The organism is Pseudomonas sp. TWR1-1-3, from assembly GCF_049896805.1.
Lineage (GTDB): Bacteria > Pseudomonadota > Gammaproteobacteria > Pseudomonadales > Pseudomonadaceae > Aquipseudomonas > Aquipseudomonas bubulae.
In genome coordinates this window covers 585,948-605,239 of the sequence record NZ_JAFCUZ010000002.1, presented here as the reverse complement: position 1 = coordinate 605,239, position 19,292 = coordinate 585,948, and the positions used below count along the sequence as shown (strand labels likewise).

Below are 19,292 nucleotides of genomic sequence, written 5' to 3'. Positions count from 1 at the left end.
GCGAAGCTGCCCGTCTTGATAGACGGTCCAGCGGCCCTTATCGCAGCCTGCACCAGCAGCTACAACGTCCAAGCAAGGAAAACACCCCATGCAAGACTGGCAGCGTTCAGTGATCTATCAGATCTACCCAAAAAGCTTTTACAGCCACGCGGGCAACGCGACCGGTGACTTGCGGGGGGTGGTCGACAAGCTCGATTACCTGCAGTGGCTGGGCGTCGATTACCTGTGGCTGACGCCGTTCCTGCGCTCGCCCCAGCGCGACAACGGCTATGACATCAGCGATTACTACGCCATAGACTCGAGTTACGGCAGCATGGCCGATTGCGAACTGCTGATCCGCGAAGCCGGTGCCCGTGGCCTCAAGCTGATGCTTGATATCGTGGTCAATCACACGTCCATCGAACACGAGTGGTTCCTGCAGGCGCGCAGCAGCCTCGACAACCCGTATCGCGACTTCTATATCTGGCGCGACCAGCCAAACAACTGGGAGTCCAAATTCGGCGGCTCGGCCTGGGAATACGAGGCGCAAACCGGCCAGTACTATCTGCACCTGTTTGACCACACTCAGGCCGACCTCAATTGGGACAACCCCAAGGTACGCGCCGAGGTCTACAAGCTGATGTGCTTCTGGCGGGACAAGGGCGTGGGTGGCTTTCGCCTGGATGTGATCAACCTGATCTCGAAATCGGCGCATTTCCCCCAGGACGACAGCGACGGCCGCCGTTTCTATACCGATGGCCCCAACGTGCATGAGTACCTGCAGGAGATGCACCGCGAAGTGTTTGCCGGCCACGATCTGGTCAGCGTCGGCGAGATGTCGTCCACCAGCCTTGAGCACTGCATCCGCTACTCGCGCCCTGACAGCCAGGAGCTGTCGATGACCTTCAATTTTCATCACCTGAAAGTCGATTACCCGAACATGCAGAAGTGGGTGCGGGCTGATTTCGATTTCCTGCAGCTCAAGGGCATTCTTTCGGAGTGGCAGGTTGGTATGCAGGCCGGTGGCGGCTGGAACGCGCTGTTCTGGTGTAACCATGACCAGCCGCGTGTGGTTTCGCGTTTTGGCGATGACGGTGAACACCGCGTGGTCTCGGCCAAAATGCTCGCCACGGCACTGCATTTTTTGCAAGGCACACCCTATGTGTATCAGGGTGAAGAAATCGGCATGACCAACCCCGGGTTCGAGCATATCGAGCAGTATCGCGATGTCGAAACCCTGAATATCTATCGCCTCAAGCGCGAAGCCGGGGTGCCTCACGACGAATGCATGGCTGCGATCAAGCAAAAGTCACGGGACAACGGCCGCACGCCAATGCAATGGGATCATCAGGCCAATGACGGTTTCAGCAGTGTCGAACCGTGGATTGGCATCCCCGCCAACGCGGCGTTTATCAACGTTGAAGACCAGCGCAATGACCCGGCTTCGGTGCTGCATCACTACCGCGAATTGATTGCCTTGCGCCGCGCAGAGCCCTTGCTGCAACACGGTGTATATCGTCTGTTGTTGCCCGAGCATAAGCAGGTATGGGTCTATGTGCGTCAGGGCGATGGCGAGAGTCTGCTGGTGATCAACAACTTCTATGGCACACCCTGCGATATCGAACTGCCTGAAGGTGTGGTTGACGCGGGGATGAGCCAGCGGCTGCTGATCAGCAACTACGACGACTGCCCGGTGCGCAGCAGTCGGATTTCACTGCGTCCGTATGAGTCATTTGCCCTGCATCTGCAGTGATTACCGGTTTTACCCATAACAATAAAAAAGGTCGTTCCATGAAATCTTCACTCAACTACAGCATCTGTATCGCCAGCCTGTGCCTGCTGGCACCGTTGTCGGCCAGCGCTTTGGAGTTCGCCGGGTATTTGCGCAGTGGCGTGGGCAACTCGCTCAATGGCGGCAAGCAATCCTGCTTCAAGCTGCCCGGTGCCGAGGCCAAGTACCGGCTGGGCAACGAGTGCGAACAATACGCCGAACTGGAACTGCGCCAGGACGTGTACAGCTTTGACGATGGCTCGGTACTGAGCGTCGATGGCATGGCCTCGCTGTACAACCAGTACGACCGCCAGTTGACCTTCCAGGGCGACAACGGTTCGGCGCGTCTGCCGCAACTGTACGCGCAGTGGTCGAACCTGCCGGGCCTCAATGGCGGCTCACTGTGGGCCGGGCGCCGTTACTACAAGCGTAACGACATCCATATTTCCGACTTCTACTACTGGAACCAGAGCGCCACCGGTGCCGGTATCGAGGATGTACTGATCGGTGGCCTGAAATACAGCTACGCCCTGTCGCGCAAAGACAACCTGTACCAGGAAAACTATGTGACTCGCCACGACTTCAACGTGGCCGGTTTCAACACCAACCCCGGCGGTGAGCTGGAGTTGGGCCTCAGTTATCTGGACAAGCCCGAGCGCACTGACGCCCACAGTGGCTGGGCCATTACCGCGCAGCATGTGCAGAGCGAGTTTCTGGGGGGCAAGAACAAGTTTGCCGTGCAGTACGGCGAAGGCTCGGGCACCGGCCTGGGCTATACCGGCGACTTTCGCCTGGATAACAGCAGCAAGCGTTATCGCATCGTCGAGTTTTTCGACTGGCAAGTGACGCCGCGTTTCGGCGGGCAGGTGGAGGCGGTGTACCAGAAGGATTTTCGCCCCGACGGCGGCAATCAGGAGTGGCTGTCTTTGGGCGTGCGCCCGACTTACGCGATCAGTGAGCAGTTCAAGCTGGTCACCGAGCTGGGGCACGATCAGGTCAAGGCCGCGGACGGTACGCGCAAGTTGAGCAAGTTCACTTTCGCGCCCACCTGGTCACCCAAGGGCCCAGGTTTCTGGACGCGCCCGGAAGTGCGTTTGTATTACACCTATGCCAGCTGGAACGCTGCGGCACAGCGCGCCGCCAATGAGTTTGATGCAGGCTCGGCGCTCTCCGACAGCGGTGCATTCGGTTCGGCCCGTCACGGTTCCAACGCAGGTTTGCAAGTCGAGTACTGGTGGAAGTAAGCGAGCTGTCGGGGCTCGCGCTCCATCGGCATTTAACCGAATCAACTGCAGGTGAAGTTATGGTCACATCCCAACAAGTGGAATTGCTGGCACCGCTGTCCGGTGTGCTGATGGCGCTGGATAACGTGCCCGATCCGGTGTTTGCCAGTCGCCTGATAGGCGACGGCCTGTGTATCGATCCGACGTCGCAGGTGCTTTGTGCGCCGCTGGCCGGGGTGATCAGTAACTTGCAACACACCGGCCACGCCATCAGCATCACCCATGCCAATGGCGTGCAGGTGTTGCTGCATATTGGTCTGGATACCGTCAACCTGGGCGGCAAAGGCTTTACGGCGCTGGTCGAGGAGGGCCAGCAGGTGACAGCGGGGCAGGCGCTGATCGAGTTCGATGCAGACTACATCGCCCTGCATGCCCGCAGCCTGTTGACGCTGATGCTGGTGGTCAGCGGCGAACCTTTTGAGGCCCCGTCACCAGGTGGCGTTCTGGTCGAAACGGGCCAGCCGCTGCTGCGTCTGCAACTGGGGCAGGCCGAGACAGTGGCCGAGGTGCAAGCCGGCGATACCCAGCGTTCCCAGCCGCAGCGTCTGCCCAACCCCAACGGCTTGCACGCCCGTCCTGCAGCGGTGCTCGCCCAGGCGGCGAAAGGCTTTGCGGCAACCCTTCATTTGCACAAACAGGGTGAGAGCGCCAATGCCAAGTCGCTGGTAGCGATCATGGCCCTGCAGACGGTTTGCGGCGACAGCGTTTACCTCAGTGCCTGCGGCTCAGATGCCGAGCAAGCGCTCAAGGTGCTGAGTGAACTGCTGGCTGAGGGTTGCGGCGAATCGGTCGTGGCTAAGGCGCCCGAAGCGCAGCCAGTAGCAGTGCCGGAGCCTGTGGCCAGCAACGAATTGCGCGGGGTCTGTGCGTCACCGGGTTCGGCCTTCGGTCATGTTGTGCAACTGACAGAAAGCGTGTTGCAGATCAGCGAACTGGCAACCGACCAGCGCCACGAGCGCGAGCAGTTGCAACAGGCCCTGGCAGGAGCCACCGCGCAGCTGCAAACGCTGTGCGACACCACACAGGGCAAGGCTCAGGCCGAGATTTTCAACGCTCACCAGGAGCTGCTGGAAGACCCCGGTTTGCTGGAGCAGGCTTTCGGGCTGATCGAGCAGGGCAAGAGCGCAGCATTCGCCTGGCAGAGTGCCACACACGAAACCGCGACCCTGTTCAAAGGCCTGGGCAATCGCTTGCTGGCCGAGCGCGCGCTGGATCTGGACGATGTCGGCCAGCGCGTACTCAAACTGATACTCGGGGTTCAGGACTGCGCACTGGAGTTGCCGGATCTGGCCATCCTGATTGCCGAGCAACTGACCCCGTCGCAGACCGCAACCCTGGATACCCGCAAGGTTGCAGGCTTTGCCACGGTCGGTGGCGGTGCCAGCAGTCATGTGGCGATTCTGGCCCGGGCGCTGGGCTTGCCGGCACTTTGCGGTATGTCGCCACAGGTGCTGGCGCTGGCTAACGGAACCGAGGTGTTGCTCGATGCGGATCAGGGGCAGCTGCACCTGGAGCCGGATCCGCAGCGGATCCGCCAGCTCACCCTCCAGCGTGCCCTTCAGCACAAGCGTCAGCAGCAGGATTTGCAGCAGGCGGCACAGCCAGCCAGTACCCGTGACGGGGTACGTATCGAAGTCAGCGCCAATATCGCGTCCCTGGCCGAGGCAGAGCAAGCGGTGAGCCTGGGGGCAGAAGGGGTCGGCTTACTGCGCTCCGAGTTCCTTTATCTGGAACGCAGCAGCCCCCCCAGCCATGCCGAGCAGGTTGCCACTTACAGCGCCATCGCCGGTGTCGTGGGTACCGGGCACAATCTGGTGGTGCGCACGCTGGATGTGGGCGGCGACAAACCACTGGCCTATGTACCGATGGCACACGAGGCCAATCCATTTTTGGGCATGCGCGGAATCCGCTTGTGCCTTGAGCGTCCACACCTGTTGCGTGAGCAGTTCAGCGCGATTCTGGCCAGTGCCGACCTGACCCGTCTGCACATTATGTTGCCGATGGTCACGCAGCTGTCCGAGCTGCGCATGGCCCGCCAGTTGCTCGAGGAGCAGGCGCTGGCGCTGGGGATCAAGACCCTGCCAAAACTGGGCATCATGATCGAAGTGCCGGCAGCAGCGTTGATGGCGGATCTGTTTGCCCCCGAGGTGGATTTTTTCTCCATTGGTACCAATGACCTGACCCAGTACACCCTGGCGATGGACCGGGACCATCCGCGTCTGGCCAGCCAGGCCGACAGCTTGCACCCGGCGGTGCTGCGCCTGATCGCCACCACTGTCAAGGCCGCCCATGCCCACGGCAAATGGGTCGGGGTGTGCGGCGCACTGGCCTCCGAGACGCTGGCGGTACCATTGCTGCTGGGGCTGGGTGTCGATGAGTTGTCAGTCAGCGTGCCGTTGATCCCGAGTATCAAGGCGCGGGTTCGAGAGCTGGATTTCGTCGCGTGCCAGGCCCTGGCGCAGCGCGTGCTGGGCCTGGAGAGTGCCGGGCAGGTGCGGGCTGCATTGCAGCCATTGGTGCAACCCATGACCGAGTTGGAGTCCTGAACATGTTCGATAAAGCACTTAAAGCATTCTGGAAGGCCCTGACACCCGATCTGGTGGCGGATGAGCCCGCTAAACCGGTGTCGACACTGGATAAAACGGTGCTGGCTGCGCTGGGCGGGAGCGGCAATATCAAGACCGAGCAGCGGGTGGCCTTGACCCGGATCCGTGTGGAGCTGGCCGATATCACCCGCCTGGATCCGCAAGCCCTGCGTGTGGCGGGTGTGCCCGGGATCCTGAGCCTGCCGGGTGGGGTGGTGCATCTGGTGGAGGGGTTGTAAACCCAGTCCTGCGGCCCTTAGGTGGGTGCGGGCTTGCTCGCGATGACAGCACTGTGGTGTACCTGCAACACCGCAGCGATCCAATCACGAGCAAGCCCGCTCCCACAGGCTGTGTTTGCCTGCCAGCTGTGACCCTTCGCCACCCCGCCCTTACTGTTTCGCAATTGCAGGTGTATCGTATTCGCCTTTTGCGGGCCCAACGCCCGCGCCGGATACGAGAGGTAGTTGAATCCATGTCCTTTACCCGTCGACAAATACTCGGTGGTCTGGCCGGCCTGGTAGTGGTGGGTGTTGGCGCAGGAGGCGCTTCGCGTTACTGGCTGGGCAAGGTGGCTGCCGAGAACGCCGGCCACGATTACGAACTGATCAGCGCGCCACTGGACGTCGAGCTGGTGCCCGGCCATATCACCCAGGCCTGGGCGTTCGGTCCATCGGCTCCAGGTACCGAGCTGCGCGTGCGTCAGGGTGAGTGGCTGCGGGTGCGCTTTATCAACCATCTGCCAGTCGCAACCACCATCCACTGGCACGGTATCCGCCTGCCCCTGGAAATGGACGGCGTCCCCTACGTCTCGCAACTACCGGTATTGCCCGGAGAATACTTCGACTACAAGTTCCGCGTGCCCGATGCCGGCAGCTACTGGTATCACCCCCACGTCAACAGCAGCGAAGAGCTGGGTCGTGGCCTGGTCGGCCCGCTGATCGTCGAAGAGCGCGAGCCTACCGGCTTCAAGCACGAGCGCACCCTGAGCATCAAGAACTGGCACGTCGATGAAGAGGGCGGCTTCCTGCCGTTCAGCATCACCCGCGAAGCGGCCCGTGGCGGTACGGCGGGGCGCCTGTCGACCATCAATGGCAGCCATGTGCCGACCATCGACCTGCCTGCAGGGCAGATCACCCGCGTGCGTATTCTCAACCTCGACAACACCCTTACCTATCGCCTGAATATCCCCGGCGTGGAAGCGATGATCTACGCGCTGGACGGCAACCCCATCGAGCCAAGGCCGTTGGGCAAGGATTACTGGCTGGGCCCGGGCATGCGTATTTGCCTGGCAATCAAGGCCCCGCCCGCCGGTGAAGAACTGTCGTTGCGTGACGGCCCGGTACGGCTGGGCACTTTGCGTTCGGTCGCCAGCACCGATGCACCGGGCGAGTGGCCACCGGCGTTGCCCGCCAACCCGATTGCCGAGCCCGACGTGGCCAATGCCGAGAAGATCAACTTCAACTTTGAATGGGTCGGTTCGATGTCCGAGAACCTGGGCCCGGATCAGCCTCCGAGCCTTTGGCAGATCAACGGTGTGGCCTGGGATATCAAGGACAAGACCTGCGCTGACCGACCGATTGCCAAACTCAAGCTGGGTCAGAGCTATATCTTTGAATTGAAGAACATGACCCAGTACCAGCACCCCATCCATTTGCATGGCATGAGTTTCAAGGTGCTGGCCTCCAATCGCAAAAAAATCATTCCGTATTTCACTGACACCTATCTGCTGGGCAAAAACGAACGTGCCCGCGTGGCGCTGGTGGCGGATAATCCTGGCGTGTGGATGTTCCACTGCCATGTGATTGATCACATGGAAACCGGCCTGATGGCCGCTATTGAGGTTTCCTGATGCGACAAGGGCGTCAACCCCTGATTATCGACCGCAGCCGCGATCAAGACTTTATGCGCGAAGCGCTGGCGCTGGCCGCTCAAGGCGCAGCGCTGGGTGAAGTGCCGGTGGGTGCGGTGCTGGTGCAGGACGGTGAAGTCATCGGCCGTGGCTTTAATTGCCCGATCAGCGGCAGCGACCCCAGTGCTCATGCCGAAATGATGGCCATCCGTGATGCAGCGACGGCTGTCAGCAACTACCGGCTGCCGGGCAGCACGCTGTACGTGACGCTGGAGCCATGCAGCATGTGTGCGGGGCTGATCGTGCACGCCCGGGTGGCACGGGTGGTGTATGGCGCGCTGGAGCCCAAGGCCGGGATTGTGCAAAGCCAGGGGCAGTTTTTCACCCAGGGCTTTTTGAATCACCGGGTGCTGTATGAAGGCGGGGTATTGGCTGAAGAGTGCGGGGCGATCCTCAGCGAGTTCTTCAAGGCCAGAAGGGCTCGCTGAGCCCGCTCCCACAGGGGTGAAGGGCGTGTGTTACTTCCTGGCCATAATCACCGCCCGCATTGGCGCCGGCAGGCCTTCGATGGTTTTGCTGTGGTCGTTCGGGTCCAGGTAGTCGCTCAACGACTGGTACTTCATCCACTCGGTGGCACGTTGTTCTTCAACGGTGGTGACGCTCACGTCGACGCAGCGCACATCGCTGAAACCGGCACGGCGCAACCAGCGCTCCAGTGCCGGGATCGAGGGCAGGAACCACACGTTGCGCATCTGCGCGTAGCGGTCTTCCGGCACCAGCACCTGGTTCACGTCACCTTCGATCACCAGGGTTTCCAGCACCAGTTCGCCGCCTTTGACCAGGCAGTCTTTCAATGCCAGCAAATGCTCGATGGGCGAACGGCGGTGGTAGAACACACCCATGGAAAATACAGTGTCGAAACCTTCCAGGTTCGGCGGCAGGTCTTCGAAAGGAAACGGCAGGTGCCACGCCGCTTCCTGCTGCAAAAAGCGTTGCACGGCCTGGAACTGGCAGAAGAACAGCCAGTTGGGGTCGACGCCGATTACGCTGTGGGCGCCTGCGCCGAGCATGCGCCACATGTAGTAGCCGTTGCCGCAGCCCACATCGAGGATGCGCTTGCCCTTGAGGTCGACATGCGGCGCGACCCGCGACCATTTCCAGTCCGAGTGCCACTCGGTATCGACGTGAACGCCAAACAGGTCGAACGGGCCTTTGCGCCAAGGTGACAGGCCCATCAGGGCTTCGCGCATCTGTGCACGGGTGGCGTCGTCGCAGTCGGTGTCCAGGGTCAGGCCGTTCAACAGGTCGATTTCGCTCGGTTTGACGTCGGGCAAGGCATCCAGCGCGCTTTGCCAGCGCTCCAGGTCGCCGTGGCCTTTCTCCATCTTGACGTCGAGCTGGGCTTGCAGGGTGTTGGCCCATTCAGCCAATGGAGTGCCGGCCAGACGCCGGGCAAGTGGGGACAGATCAATCATGGCAAGGCAATCAACGAGGCAAAGTTAAGACACTGGAACCACGGCACGACTTTCGAGAACCCGGCCGCCAGCAGGCGTTCGCGGTGTTCTTCGAGGCTGTCGGGCTTCATGACGTTTTCGATGGCGCTGCGCTTTTGTGCAATCTCCAGATCGCTGTAGCCGTTGGCGCGCTTGAACGCCACATGCAGATCAGTCAGCAGCCCGTGCTCTTCGGGGTCGCTGAAACGCAGCTTTTCCGAGAGGATCAGGGCGCCACCCGGCAGCAGCGACTGACGGATACGGCCCAGCAGCGCCAGGCGCTCCTGGGGGGCGATGAATTGCAGGGTGAAGTTCAGCGCCACCACCGAGGCCGGCTCGAACGCCAGGGCCAGGATGTCGCCTTCGATGACTTCAACCGGCAGCAGCTCCTGAAACATCGAGTTCTGCCCATTGAGGTACTCGCGGCAGCGCTCGACCATTGCCGCCGAATTGTCCACCGCAATCACCTTGCAGCCTTCAGTGCGCACATGGCGGCGCAGGGCCTGGGTGACGGCGCCCAGTGAGCAACCCAGGTCGTACAGTACGCTGTCGGGCCGGGCGAACTGGGCGGCGAGCACGCCAAGGTTCTCGACAATGGTCGGGTAGCCGGGCACCGAGCGTTTGATCATGTCCGGGAACACCCGCACAACGTCTTCGTTGAAGGCGAAGTCCGGCACCTGGGTCAGGGGCTGGGCGAAAATACGGTCGGGTTCTTTGCTCACGGCGGTTCCGGCGGTGGAATTTTCAAAAGGGGCGGCATTTTAGCCAAGTTGGCGCCGGGATGCGCGGTCTGTCTGATAAAGCGTTCAGCGTTTGCCCTGGGAAAACACCGAGGCGGCAATGCCCCACTGGCCCAGCCAGTAACTGAGGATGATCAGGTAGGGCGCGGCGCTGAACGGTTGCACAAAGCGATCGATGCCGATCAGGCTGTCCGAGACCACAAACGCCAGCGCCCCGGCGGCTGCCAGCCAGGCCGAGTGTTTCGGTACGCCGCTGCCGAGGCGGGCGAGGGCGCGCCAGAGCATGACGCTGATGGCCAGGGCGTAGACGCCCACGGGCACCAGCAAATCGCCCAGGCCCTGGCTGGCCATGACACTCAACAAGCTGCCACCGGCAAGCAGTGCCAGGATCAAGGCCGGCACAGCTGCGCGGCGGCAGTCCACCAGGTAGGCCTTGAGATAGGCCAGGTGGGCAAACAAAAACGCCCCAAGGCCAAATACAAACAGGTCCTGTGGCCAGGCCAGCAGAATGTCGCCCAGCAGGGAAAACCCCAGGCCTATGCTGATCCAGTGTCGATAGGGGCTGACAGGCCCGCTGTGCAGCCAGCCGAGCAATGCCAGTACCGGTACGGGCTTGGTCAGCAGGCACAGCACCATGGCGTGCGTGCTGACGCCATAGAGGTAGGTGACAGCTCCCATGATCGCAAGGATCAGCCACGCCATATCAGTTCACCGTAATCGGGCAGTCGAACACCTGCGCGGGTTCGGCTTCGGGTTCCCACGGTTGCTGAGAGGTCAGGCGCAGGCGCCCGCTGCCAGGGGCAAATACCTGAAAGCGCCATGTCGATTGACCACCGCTGCCCAGCAACTGGCCATTATCGCTACTGGTGTAGACCTCCGGGCCCAGGCTGCGCAGCACACCGCCTGCGGAGTCCTGGATGGCCCAGCGGTAGCCGGTGGTGGGGTTGCTCGGCAACGACAGGATCAGTTGCTGGCCCACATGCAGTTGCTGGGGGCAGTCGCTTTGATCTTCGAGCGTAACGTTGTGTGCAGGCTGTTGGGCACAGGCCGTCAGCAGGCTGAGGCCAAGCAGGGGGATAAGGCGTACAGGGGGCATTGAAGGCTCCGGTCAGGCAAACACAAGGGCGCAGCATAACCCATGAAGGGAGCTGCGCCATTCGTCGCCTGCCGATCAGAAAGAGGCGTGGGGCGGGCTGATGCTGAATTCGCCGCACATCTCCATGCTGTTGCTGTTGTGGTCCAGGCCTTCCATGGTGAACAGCCGGGCGCTGTAGCAACTTTCGACCACGCTCAGGTGCAGGGTGCCGACATCGGCCTGATTCAAGTGATACACCTGGCGGCCATCGATTTCAACGCACTCGATGTAGGACATGGACAGGATGGGGCCGTGTTCGTCTTTTTGGAACCGGTAGATACCCGACTGGATATTGATATCCAGGGTGAACGCAACCGCGCGATAAGCGGTTGAGCCAAAGTCATCGAACTCGCCGGTAATGACGATTTTTTTCTGGCTGCTGGCAAAGGTCATTTCCTGCGCGGTAAACGCGGGACGATCCAGCAGTTCGGCCTTGAGTTCTCCCCGGGTTCTGGGGTTGAAGATTTTTTGTCCTGACTCCTTGAGCCTCAGGACATCCGGGTTCTCATATACAGGATGATGAAGTGCCATATTCTTTTCCTGCATTATTTTTGTGGGAATTGGCTCTATTAAGGATGGGAAATGAACAACCGTCTACTGTCATAAATGACAGTAGACGTGTCTAGTACGCGACTTGCGAGGAATTTTGGATCCAATGTTCGAACTGTGTTGCTTTAAGCCCGACTTGCCTGATTGGCCGCAGTGAGGCAATCGCAGGCAAGTCAGGGCCTACAAACGGTTTTAAAACAGCACCTTGGCTACATCGGTAAAGCGCTTGGCAAAGTGTACGGTGATGCCTTCCTTCAGATAATCGGGCAGCTCTTCGAAATGCCCGCGGTTCGGTTCGGGCAGAATCAGTTCGTTGATTTTTTGCCTGCGCGCCGCAATTACTTTTTCGCGCACGCCGCCAATCGGCAACACATGCCCGGTCAGGGTCAATTCGCCGGTCATGGCGATGCCTTTTTTCGGCGGCTGATTGCGAGCCAGCGACAGCAGGGCACTGGCCATGGTCACGCCTGCGCTGGGGCCATCTTTGGGCGTGGCCCCTTCAGGCACATGCAGGTGGACAAAAGCTTCATCGAAGAACTTCGGATCGCCGCCAAATTGCTTCAGGTTTGAGCTGATGTAGCTGTAGGCGATTTCAGCCGACTCTTTCATCACTTCACCCAGTTGCCCGGTCAGCTTGAAGCCGCGATTGAGGGTGTGAATACGTGTTGCCTCGATCGGCAGCGTCGCTCCGCCCATGCTGGTCCAGGCCAGGCCGGTAATCACCCCGGTACCGCTGATGACCTGTTCGTTACGGAACACCGGCATGCCCAGTGAAGCTTCAAGGTCTTTGGGGCCGATCTTGATCACGGCTTTGGGGTCTGCCAGCAGCTTGACCACGGCCTTGCGTACCAGTTTGCCCAGTTGTTTTTCCAGCTGGCGCACCCCGGCTTCGCGGGCATAACCGTCAATCACCGCGCGCAGGGCGCTGTCGCTGATGCTCAGTTTGTCTTTGGCCACGCCTGCTTTTTCGAGCTGTTTTGGCCATAGGTGACGCTTGGCGATCGCGACTTTTTCTTCCGTGATGTAACCCGAGAGGCGAATCACTTCCATACGATCGAGCAACGGGCCGGGGATCGAGTCCAGGGTGTTGGCGGTACATACAAACAGCACTTTGGACAGATCAAGGCGCAGGTCGAGGTAATGGTCGAGGAAGTCGACGTTCTGTTCCGGGTCGAGGGTTTCCAGCAAGGCCGAAGCGGGGTCGCCCTGGAAGCTCTGGCCCATCTTGTCGATTTCGTCGAGCATGATCACCGGGTTCATTACTTCAACATCTTTCAGTGCCTGCACCAGTTTGCCCGGCTGGGCGCCGATGTAGGTGCGGCGATGGCCCTTGATCTCGGCCTCGTCGCGCATGCCGCCGACGCTGAAACGGTAGAACGGGCGGCCCAGGGACTCGGCGATCGACTTGCCGATACTGGTTTTGCCCACGCCCGGCGGGCCGACCAGCAGTACGATCGAACCGCTGACCGAGCCTTTGTAGGCCCCGACGGCGAGGAATTCGAGGATGCGATCCTTGATGTCATCAAGGCCGGCATGATGGGCGTCGAGCACCTTGCGGGCGTGTTTGAGGTCGAGCTTGTCTTCACCCAGCACGCCCCAGGGCACCGACGACGCCCAGTCCAGGTAGTTACGGGTCACGGCGTATTCCGGCGACCCGGTTTCCAGGATCGACAGTTTGTTGATCTCGTCATCAATGCGCTTTTGCGCCTGGGTCGGCAGGGTCTTGCCTTCAAGGCGCTGCTTGAACTGTTCGATATCGGCGCTGCGATCATCCTTGGTCAGCCCGAGCTCCTGCTGGATGACCTTGAGCTGTTCCTTGAGGAAGAATTCGCGCTGATGTTCGCCGATCTTAAGGTTAACTTCGGCTGAAATCTCTTTTTGCAGCCGCGCTACCTCGACCTCCTTGCGCAGCATGGGCAGCACTTTTTCCATGCGTTTGAGCATCGGCACGCAATCGAGCACCTGTTGCAGCTCGTTGCCGGTGGCAGACGTCAGGGCCGCTGCGAAATCGGTCAGCGGCGACGGATCATTCGGGCTAAAACGATTGAGGTAGTTTTTCAGCTCTTCGCTGTACAGCGGGTTGAGCGGCAGCAGCTCCTTGATCGCATTGATCAGCGCCATGCCGTAGGCCTTCACCTCGTCGGTGGGCTCCTTGGGCTGCTGCGGGTACTCGACCTCAACCAGATACGGCGGACGGTGATGCTTGAGCCACATGCTGATACGCACGCGGCTCAGGCCCTGGGCCACAAACTGCAACTTGCCGTTTTCGCGGCTGGCGTGATGCACCTTCACCAGGGTGCCGTATTCCGGCAGGCTTTTGGTGTCGAAGTGGCGAGGGTCATCAGGGGGCGTGTCGACAAAAAACAGCGCCAGGGAGTGATGGGGGGATTTGCTGACCAGTTCCAGGGTCTCGGCCCAGGGTTCTTCATTGACGATGACCGGCAGCACTTGTGCCGGGAAGAACGGCCGATTGTGAATCGGAATGATGTAAACCTTGTCCGGCAGATTCTGCTCCGGCAATGCCAATTCAGTCCCTCCAGAATGTGGATGGTGTTCGGATTCAGTGTGTTCTACATCGGTGTACTCAGTGGTGTTGTCCGGAAACTCTTGCTGGTCGCTCATGGGGCACCTGCGCAATTGGGTATGGATGTTAGATGGGGCGCGGTGCCAGTGGTTTCAATGGTGAACAGATTTTCATGTGTAAGGAGAAGAAACCCCGTAGACGGATAGGCGGGTACAGGGAATATTCAACTGTGGGAGCTTGACCGACGATCAGGTCATTCTCGTGCCCGTATTTCATGGTCGCTTCGCAATCAAACCCAGCCTCACGCCTTCCTCGGCGGCAGAACAACTGCTTGCACGTCGATTGAAGAAATAATCCGTCAAACCCCCGTGCGATAGGCCTTTGTCGCCAACAACTTGACAGTAGACGGCCCGAAATTAATGGGTGATCTTCTGTCTGCAGCAGTTGGATCCATAACAACAAAGATGGATTGGAAGGCCACCGGTATGGCTTTTTCAAGGAAGTCGCGGGAGCGCTTATGTGGCCATTGGCATTCACTCAATGGATTGAGGGCGCAGCATGAAGTTGCGCAACAGTTTTCAGGCGCGTATCAGCCTGTTTCTTGCCTTGCTCCTGCTGTTGGTGATCGGTGCGGTGTACTTCGCCGTTAAAGCCGTGACCATTACCGTGGCCAGCGATCAGGCGCAAGAGCAGCTCAAGACCGGAACCCGGGTGTTCGAGCGCTTTATGGATCTGCGCTGGCGGCGTATCCAGTACGGCCTCAACTGGCTGACCAATGACTCGGATTTCCGTGAGGCGACGATCAAAGGCAGCCCCTCGCTGATAGAGCACGCCCTGCAGGAGTTCGAGGCGAGCCTGCATGGCAGTGAGCTGTTTGTGCTGGATCTGGACGGCAATATCATCACCAGCACCCTCAAGGGCCTGCCAGCGGGGCAGGCATTTCCTTATGCCAAGGCTCTGCGGCTGGCCCGTCGCAACACCCAGACCATGGTCATCGGCATCCTGGCAGGGCGCCCGTACATGCTGGTGCAAGGGGTGGTGCTGGGCCCTTTGCCTGTGGTGCGCGTGGTCTCGGGGATGCCGATGGACGACGTGTTTGCCCATGAATTGAGCTCCCTGAGCAACCTTGAAGTGTCGTTTATGACGGTCAAGCCAGGCGAAAGCGGAATACTGAGCAGCACGCAGCCGGACTTCATGAGCGCCAGCATTATTGAATTCGTGCAGGAGCATACGCCGGGCTCGACAATCCATTTCAGCGAATTCCACGGCCGGCGCTTTCTTGGCCAGATGCTGCAACTCGCCAACTCCGGTGACCCGGGCAACGGCCAAGTCATGGCGGTGCTGCAAAGCCCGCTGGATCAGACGATGCAGGCATTCGACTCGCTGGATCGCAAGTTTCTGTGGATATCCCTGGGGGCTTTGCTGGCTTCATTGCTCGGTGCCTTGTGGCTGGCGCGGGCGGTTTCGCGGCCGGTCAGCCTGTTGGCGGAGGCTGCGCAGCGCATTGGCCGGGGCAACTACGAAACGCCGGTGGAGCTTACACGCAGGGACGAACTGGGGTTTCTGGCCAAGGCGATCAATGCCATGCAAAGCGGGATTGCCGTGCGCGAGCAGCAATTGGCACATAACGCCCTGCACGACCCGCTTACCGGTTTGCCCAACCGCGCCCTGGCCATGGAACGCCTGGGCAGTGCCATCAGCGCAAGGCGCGGCGTGGTGCTGATTTACCTGGGGATCGATAATTATCGTGTGATCAATGAGAGCTTCGGCCCCGAGGGTGGGGAGCGGATCATGCGTGAGTCCGCCCGCGTGATGCTCGACGCTCTGCGTGAACGCGATACGGCGGCACGCATCACCGGCAACGAGTTCTTGTTACTGCTTGAAAGCACCCAGGTCGATGTGGGTGTTGCGCTGGCTGACAGGTTGTACGCATTGCTCAAGCGTCCGCTGAGCATTGATGGGCACGAGGTGTTGCTGGAAGTCTGCATGGGCATTGCGATCTACCCGCTCAATGGGCAGAGCGCTGAAGAACTGATCAGCCGTGCTGCGATTGCATGCCGGGATGCCGCCGCCTTGCCGGGTTATTTGCAGGTGTATCAGCAGGACCGTGACCTCGCCCACCAACGGCAAATCCAGCTGATCCGGGACTTGCGCAGTGCCGCCAGCGATGGCCAGCTGCAGCTGTATTATCAGCCCAAAATGGATATCCGCAGTGGCCATGTACGCCAGGCTGAAGCGCTGTTGCGCTGGCAACACCCTGAACTGGGCATGGTCTCGCCGGCGGAATTTATTCCACTGGCTGAGCGCACGGGCAGCATGTTCCTGCTGACGGGCTGGGTCATCGAGGAAGGCATCCGTCAGTTGGCCGAGTGGAACCGCAAGGGCCTGCATATGCAGCTGTCGCTGAATATCTCGGCGGAGGATTTGCACGGTGAAAATCTGTTGATGACCGTCGAGCGCCTGCTCAAGCGTTATCAGTTGTCGGCTGAGCAACTGATATTCGAAATCACCGAAAGCACGGCCATGCGCGACCCCGAACACTCGCTCAACGTGCTGGAAAAGTTGCGTGATGGCGGGATCAGCTTGTCGGTGGATGACTTTGGCACCGGTTACTCGTCGCTGGCGCATCTCAAGCGCTTGCCGGTGCAAGAGCTGAAAATCGATCAATCGTTTATCCGCAACCTGGACGAAACCAGCGAGGACGCGGTGATCGTGCGTTCGACCATCGAAATGAGCCACAACCTGGGGCTCAAGGTGGTGGCTGAAGGCGTGGAGTATCAGCATACCCTTGAACTGCTCGAGCGCTGGCACTGTGATACGGCCCAGGGCTTTCTGATCAGTCGGCCAATGGAGGCCGTGGCGTTCGAGGCCTGGGTGTGGAAATTGCGGGCAACGGTTTAAAACCGGGCTCACAAAAAAGGCGGCTATCTCTCGATAGCCGCCTTTTTCAATACCAGCTGTAAATCTTACTCAGCCAGTTTGAACGCCATTACATAGTCACCTTTTTTGGTGCCCAGGCCGCCGTGACCGCCCGCCATGACCAGCACATATTGAGTGCCGTCCTTGCCGGTGTAGGTCATCGGGGTGGTCTGGCCGCCAGCAGGCAGGCGACCTTCCCACAGTACTTTACCATTGCTTACGTCGTAAGCACGCAGGTACTGGTCAAGGGTACCGCTCAGGAAGGCCACACCACCTGCGGTGGTGAAGGTCCCGCCCAGGCTTGGAACACCCATGGACAACGGGATCGGTACCGGCGAGCTATCACGCACGGTGCCGTTTTTGTGTTTCCAGATCACTTCGTTGTTGGTCAGGTCGACTGCAGCAACATAACCCCACGCCGGTGCCTGGCAAGGCAGGCCCAGTGGCGACAACAGTGGCTCCAGGATCACGCCGTAAGGTGCGCCTTTGTTCGGTTGAACGCCGGAGGTTTCGCCTTTGCGCGGGCCCATTGCAGCCACGTCGGCCTGCGGAACCAGCTTGGAGGTGAACGCCATGTAGCTCGGGTTCAGGAAGGCAATCTGGCGAACCGGGTCAACCGAAATGCCACCCCAGTCAAACACGCCGAAGTTGCCTGGATACACGATCGAGCCTTGCAGCGATGGCGGGGTGTACATGCCGTCATAGCGCAGGGACTTGAAGTTGATCCGGCACAGCATCTGGTCGAATGGGGTTACGCCCCACATGTCGCGTTCGGTCAAGACCGGAGGAATCATGTTCAGGTCAGAACGTGGCTGTGTCGGTGCAGTGTGGTCACCTTCAACAGCGCCGCCCGGGGCCGGAACCTCGGTGATCGGCACAATGGCTTCGCCAGTGCGACGGTCCATCACGTAGATGCTGCCTTGTTTGGTGGAAGCCAGCAGGGCCGGTTTCACGCCATCGGCGGTTTTCAGGTCCATCAGGGTTGGTTGACCACCTACGTCCATGTCCCACAGGTCATGGTGAGTAAGCGGACGGTACCAGCGGACTTTACCGGTGTTGATGTCCAGGGCGGTGATGCCAGCGGCATAACGCTCGGAATCTTCGGTACGGTCGCCACCATATTGGTCAGGCGTCTGGTTGCCCATCGGCAGGTACAGCATGCCGAGGTCTTCGTCGACAGCGAACATCGACCACATGTTTGGCGAGTTACGGGTGTAGGTTTCGCCTTCAGCAATCGGAGTGGTTTTCTCCGGGTTGCCGCTGTCCCAGTTCCATACCAGCTTGCCGGTACGTACGTCGTACGCACGGATCACGCCCGATGGCTCGTCGTTGGAAATGTTGTCGGTCACGTGGCCGCCAATCACGACCAGATCTTTGGTCACGGCAGGTGGCGAGGTGGAGTAGTAACCACCCGGAGCAAAGGTACCGATGTTGTGACGCAGGTCTACCGCGCCATTGGTGCCGAAGTCTTCGCACACTTTACCGGTGTCGGCGTTCAGGGCGATCAGACGGGTGTCGGCAGTCGGCAGGAACAGGCGGCGCGGGCACGAGTTGCTGGATGTAGCAGCAGCAGGCTCGGCAGCGCTTTGTTCAGTGCTGACTTTGGCGTAGGCGTTTTCGTCGTGATAAGTCACGCCGCGGCAGGTCATGTGTGCCCAGCCTTTGAAGTTTTCAGCGTTCTGAGTGCTGATCTTCGGATCGTAACGCCAGATTTCCTTACCGGTATCCGGGTCAAGGGCTATGACCTGGCTGTGCGGGGTACACACATACAGCATGCCGTTGACTTTCAGCGGGGTGTTCTCGGCGGTTGTTTCGCCGGGATCGCCTTCACCAGGGATGTCACCGGTGCGGAATGTCCAGGCTGGTACCAGCTTGTGGGCATTTTGCGGGGTGATTTCTTTCAGCGGCGAGTAACGGTCACCAAAGGCGGTACGACCGTAGGACTGCCAGTCACCATCGGGCATGGCCGGTGCAGCGTTGGTCATGCCAGGTACGGCATCACGGTCCAGTTGGCCTTTGATTTCACCCGGGCTGGTGAACTGGCTGGCCAGTGCAGCCAGACCGGCCAGCACTACGGCAACGCTCAGTGCGCCGGTGGCAACCGGTGCCGACTGACCGCGCAGGACAGGGCGACGGAACCATGGCAGCAGCAGGACGATACCGATGGCGAACCACATGGCCAGGCGTGGCACCAGTTGCCACCAGTCCAGACCGACTTCCATCAGTGCCCATACGGTGCTGGCGAACAGTACCAGTGCGTACAGGGTCAGTGCTGCGCGGCGCCCGGCAATCAGCAGTGCGCCCGACAAGCCAAAACCGATCCCGGCCAGCAGGTAGTACCACGACCCGCCCAGCGTGACCAGTTTGATACCCCCGACCAACATGGCCAGGCCCATTAGCAGCAGCAAGATACCGAGAAGGCTCGGTAGCAGGCGGCTTCGACTGAAAGCACCTTCAGTGCTCAT

At 60.1% G+C, this 19,292-nt stretch carries 14 protein-coding genes; 7 read left to right on the top strand and 7 right to left on the bottom strand.

Going from position 1 to position 19,292, the window contains the following annotated elements:
* Window positions 1-88 precede the first annotated feature (88 nt).
* The 6 genes from treC to tadA all read left to right on the top strand — a co-directional run bounded on the left by treC (window position 89) and on the right by tadA (window position 7,955).
* Window positions 89-1,732 carry an alpha,alpha-phosphotrehalase gene (gene treC / locus ACP7BE_RS10270; protein WP_426105741.1) on the top strand — a complete coding sequence of 548 codons (1,644 nt, stop codon included), beginning with the start codon at window positions 89-91 and terminating at the stop codon, window positions 1,730-1,732.
* 38 nt (window positions 1,733-1,770) lie between these two features.
* Window positions 1,771-2,994, top strand: coding sequence for a maltoporin (locus ACP7BE_RS10265; RefSeq protein ID WP_095001629.1), 1,224 nt, complete (start codon window positions 1,771-1,773; stop codon window positions 2,992-2,994).
* A gap of 59 nt (window positions 2,995-3,053) precedes the next feature.
* On the top strand, window positions 3,054-5,579 hold the full coding sequence (gene ptsP / locus ACP7BE_RS10260) for a phosphoenolpyruvate--protein phosphotransferase (RefSeq protein ID WP_426105738.1): 2,526 nt from the start codon (window positions 3,054-3,056) through the stop codon (window positions 5,577-5,579).
* A gap of 2 nt (window positions 5,580-5,581) precedes the next feature.
* On the top strand, window positions 5,582-5,857 hold the full coding sequence (locus tag ACP7BE_RS10255; protein ID WP_150629374.1) for a PTS transporter subunit EIIB: 276 nt from the start codon (window positions 5,582-5,584) through the stop codon (window positions 5,855-5,857).
* A 233-nt stretch (window positions 5,858-6,090) separates the two neighbouring features.
* Window positions 6,091-7,467, top strand: coding sequence for a multicopper oxidase family protein (locus tag ACP7BE_RS10250; RefSeq protein WP_095001443.1), 1,377 nt, complete (start codon window positions 6,091-6,093; stop codon window positions 7,465-7,467).
* Complete coding sequence (gene tadA / locus ACP7BE_RS10245) at window positions 7,467-7,955, top strand: tRNA adenosine(34) deaminase TadA (RefSeq protein WP_095001442.1); 489 nt, start codon at window positions 7,467-7,469, stop codon at window positions 7,953-7,955. The genes ACP7BE_RS10250 and tadA overlap by 1 nt, the downstream gene beginning before the upstream one ends.
* Window positions 7,956-7,985: 30 nt before the next feature.
* Here tadA and cmoB read toward each other — a convergent pair whose 3' ends face one another.
* From cmoB to lon, 6 genes are all read right to left on the bottom strand, one after another.
* Window positions 7,986-8,942 (bottom strand): tRNA 5-methoxyuridine(34)/uridine 5-oxyacetic acid(34) synthase CmoB, encoded by a 957-nt coding sequence (gene cmoB / locus ACP7BE_RS10240; RefSeq protein WP_095018349.1) that lies wholly within the window; start codon window positions 8,940-8,942, stop codon window positions 7,986-7,988.
* On the bottom strand, window positions 8,939-9,682 hold the full coding sequence (cmoA, locus tag ACP7BE_RS10235) for a carboxy-S-adenosyl-L-methionine synthase CmoA (RefSeq protein WP_095001440.1): 744 nt from the start codon (window positions 9,680-9,682) through the stop codon (window positions 8,939-8,941). Before cmoA ends, cmoB begins: the two co-directional genes overlap by 4 nt.
* Window positions 9,683-9,766: 84 nt before the next feature.
* Window positions 9,767-10,402: a lysoplasmalogenase gene (locus tag ACP7BE_RS10230; protein ID WP_095025835.1), complete on the bottom strand. Its 636-nt coding sequence runs from the start codon at window positions 10,400-10,402 to the stop codon at window positions 9,767-9,769.
* A 1-nt stretch (window position 10,403) separates the two neighbouring features.
* Window positions 10,404-10,796, bottom strand: coding sequence for a protease inhibitor I42 family protein (locus ACP7BE_RS10225; RefSeq protein WP_088379088.1), 393 nt, complete (start codon window positions 10,794-10,796; stop codon window positions 10,404-10,406).
* A gap of 75 nt (window positions 10,797-10,871) precedes the next feature.
* Window positions 10,872-11,366, bottom strand: coding sequence for a hypothetical protein (locus ACP7BE_RS10220; RefSeq protein ID WP_095001438.1), 495 nt, complete (start codon window positions 11,364-11,366; stop codon window positions 10,872-10,874).
* A 210-nt stretch (window positions 11,367-11,576) separates the two neighbouring features.
* A complete protein-coding gene (lon, locus tag ACP7BE_RS10215) occupies window positions 11,577-14,006 on the bottom strand; it encodes an endopeptidase La (RefSeq protein WP_095001437.1) in 2,430 nt (809 codons plus the stop codon).
* Between the two features lie 460 nt (window positions 14,007-14,466).
* Here lon and ACP7BE_RS10210 point away from each other — a divergent pair, with 460 nt between their 5' ends.
* Entirely contained in the window at window positions 14,467-16,809 is a 2,343-nt protein-coding gene (locus ACP7BE_RS10210) for a putative bifunctional diguanylate cyclase/phosphodiesterase (protein WP_426105733.1), read from the top strand.
* Window positions 16,810-16,874: 65 nt separating this feature from the next.
* Here ACP7BE_RS10210 and ACP7BE_RS10205 read toward each other — a convergent pair whose 3' ends face one another.
* Window positions 16,875-19,292, bottom strand: a complete 2,418-nt coding sequence (locus tag ACP7BE_RS10205; RefSeq protein ID WP_426105731.1) for a glucose/quinate/shikimate family membrane-bound PQQ-dependent dehydrogenase — start codon at window positions 19,290-19,292, stop codon at window positions 16,875-16,877.